General features: G+C 69.5%; 4 protein-coding genes. 3 read left to right on the top strand and 1 reads right to left on the bottom strand.

Features of this window, described 5'->3' with window-relative positions:
• The coding region (locus tag AC1D12_RS30065) for a double zinc ribbon domain-containing protein (protein ID WP_477844903.1) at positions 1-220 on the bottom strand (220 nt) is incomplete at its 3' end.
• Between the two features lie 49 nt (positions 221-269).
• Between AC1D12_RS30065 and AC1D12_RS30060 the strand changes: the two genes are divergently transcribed.
• The 3 genes from AC1D12_RS30060 to coxB all read left to right on the top strand — a co-directional run.
• Positions 270-1,184 carry a class I SAM-dependent methyltransferase gene (locus AC1D12_RS30060; protein WP_156154602.1) on the top strand — a complete coding sequence of 305 codons (915 nt, stop codon included), beginning with the start codon at positions 270-272 and terminating at the stop codon, positions 1,182-1,184.
• Positions 1,185-1,329: 145 nt separating this feature from the next.
• The gene (locus AC1D12_RS30055; RefSeq protein WP_477844901.1) at positions 1,330-1,893 is read left to right on the top strand and encodes a DUF2244 domain-containing protein; all 564 of its coding nucleotides are present in this window, start codon (positions 1,330-1,332) and stop codon (positions 1,891-1,893) included.
• Positions 1,894-1,918: 25 nt separating this feature from the next.
• Positions 1,919-2,824, top strand: a 906-nt coding sequence (gene coxB / locus AC1D12_RS30050; protein ID WP_477844905.1) for a cytochrome c oxidase subunit II, incomplete at its 3' end; no start/stop codon positions are given.

Genomic DNA, 2,824 nt, shown 5'->3' with positions numbered 1-2,824 from the left:
GGCCGGACCACGGGTGGGCGTAGCCGGCGCCGGCATACGCTGCATCGAAAGGGGGTGGGTTCAGCACGCAGGCCCCGCAGGTGGCCACACCCGCCGGCACCTCGAGTGCGCAGCGCGTGCAGCGTGGTGAGGTGTCGGCGAAGCGCTGCACGCAGGCCCGGCAGACGCGGGCTGCCGGGCCGCTGTCCCAGCCCTGGCACACCGCGCACGAAGAGGGCATGTGGCGGAGCAGGCGCGAGAAGATCACCGGCTCAATATACTGCCCGCCGATGAGCGATTCCCCAGCGGCCGACACCTCGCGGCGCTTCGACCGTGCGGTCGTCGCGCAGGCGCTGCGCCGGCTGGCCGTGGCCCCACAGGCACCCTGGCTGCACGGCGAGATCGCGCGGCGCATGGCCGAGCGGCTCGCGATCGTGCGCAAGCAGCCGGACGCGATCGCCGACTGGTGGAGCTTCGGCGGCGCCGGTGCCGAGCACCTGGCGCGCGCCTACCCCCAGGCGCGGCGCATCGCGGTCGAGCCGACACCGGCGCTGCGCGAGCGCAGCGCGCAGCTCGCGAAGGCGCCGTGGTGGTCGCCGAAGCGCTGGAGCGGCGCACCRGTGACGGTGCTGTCCGCCGACCAGGTCGAGCCCGGCAGCGTGCAGCTGGTCTGGGCCAACATGATGCTGCAGGCGGTGTTCGACCCGCCGGTGGTGCTCGGCCAGTGGCAGCGCGCGCTGGCGGTYGACGGCTTCGCGATGTTCTCGTGCTTCGGCCCCGACACGCTGAAGGAGTTGCGCGCGCTGTACCGCCGCCTCGGCTGGGCCGTGCCGGCGGCCGATTTCGTCGACATGCACGACCTCGGCGACATGCTGGTGCAGGCCGGTTTCGCCGATCCGGTGATGGACCAGGAGCTGATCACGCTGACCTGGGCGAGCCCGCAGGCGCTGCTCGCCGAACTGCGCGGCCTGGGCGGCAACGCGGCGCCGGAACGCTTCGCCGGGCTGCGCACGCCGCGCTGGCGCGAGCGCCTGCACGCCGGGCTGCAGGGCCTGGCCGGGCCGGACGGCCGCATCTCGATGAGCTTCGAAGTCGCCTACGGCCACGCGTTCAAGGCACCGCCGCGCGTGCCGCTGGCGGCCGAGACGACGGTGTCGCTGGACGACATGCGTGCGCTGGTGCGCGCGCGCCAGGGTTCGCGCTGAGGGCCGCGTCGTGGCGGCCTGCGCTAAACTCGCGGGCTTGAAAAATGCGGATTCGTCCGGGGTGCGCGGCCAGGGGTGCGGCAGCGCGGGTCGGAGAGGGTCCGTCGAAGAACAGATCTCTGGAGGCAACTGGAGAAGGCGCAGTATGTCCACAAGCTCGTCGGCGGCGTGGCAGCCCTCGGCACCCCGGGCAGAGTTTCGCTTCGGTCACGAATCCCGCGAGGAGGGTGGCCCGGCAGGCTGGTCGATCGACTGGCTGCTCAAGCGCAACTGCTCGATGGCGCCCAGGCAGCTGCTCGCGTTCTACCTGTCGTTGTGCGTCCTGTCGCTGGGCATTGCCGCGATGTTCTGGTTCCAGGGGGCGCGAATGATCATGACCTTCACCTGGATCGAGCTGTCAGCCCTGGGCCTGGCGCTGTGGGTGTACGCACGCCACGCGACCGACAGCGAGAGCATCGTGCTGCGTGATGACCGGCTGACGGTGGAAGTCGCGAACGGGCCGCAGGTCGAGCGGGTGGAGTTCCAGCCCGCCTGGGTGCGGGTGGAGCCGGCGCATGGCGACCAGTCGCTGATCGAGTTGTCGGGCCAGGGGCGGCGGATTGCGGTGGGGCGCTTCGTGCGGCCCGAGCTGCGCAGCCAGCTGGCGCAGGAATTGCGCCATGCGCTGCGGCGCTGGCAACAAGGGGCGGCGCGGCTGTCTCCGGTGTGATTTTGGGATAACTGAAACGACCATGATGATGARGCAGACGAAAACACTTTGGCGGCGGGCGGGAGAGATCAGCCTGGGCCTGGGCGCCGCGTTGGCCACATCGGCTGCCATGGCCGTCAACAGCCTGCCGGGAGGACCGGCCGTCAACCAGCTCGACCTGCACCCGCCGGTCACCGCGATCGCCGCCGAGCAGCGCTGGCTGCACTACTTCGTGCTGACGATCTGCGTCGTCATCTTCCTCGGCGTGTTCGGCGTGATGTTCTATTCGATCATCAAGCACCGCAAGAGCAAGGGCGCCAAGCCGGCCAACTTCCACGAGAGCACCACGGTCGAGATCATCTGGACCATCGTGCCCTTCGTCATCGTGATCCTGATGGCGCTGCCGGCGACCAAGGCGGTCGTCGCGATGAAGGACACCAGCGCGGCCGACCTGACGATCAAGGCCACCGGCATCCAGTGGAAGTGGGGCTACGACTACCTGAAGGGCGAGGGCGAAGGCATCGGCTTCGTCTCGACGCTCGACGTGACGCAGCGCGAGATGTCCGACTCCGGCAAGCCGTCCGGCGACGACTACCTGCTGAAGGTCGACAACCCGCTGGTYGTKCCSGTCRACAAGAAGGTSCGCGTGATCACYACCGCSACCGACGTGATCCACGCCTTCATGGTGCCGTCGTTCGGCATCAAGCAGGACGCCATCCCCGGCTTCGTGCGCGACACCTGGTTCCGTGCCGAGAAGATCGGCGACTACTACGGCCAGTGCGCCGAGCTGTGCGGCAAGGAACACGCCTACATGCCGATCCACGTGAAGGTGGTCTCGGCCGCCGACTACACGAAGTGGGTCGACGGCAAGAAGAAGGAAATGGCCGCCGCCGCCGACGATCCTGCCAAGGTGTGGGAGCAGCCCGCGCTGCTCGCGCGCGGCGAGAAGGTC

Source organism: Rhizobacter sp. P1_G5 (assembly GCF_056405435.1).
The sequence above is the reverse complement of the archived record's forward strand: the minus strand, read 5'-3'. Positions and strand labels throughout refer to the sequence as shown.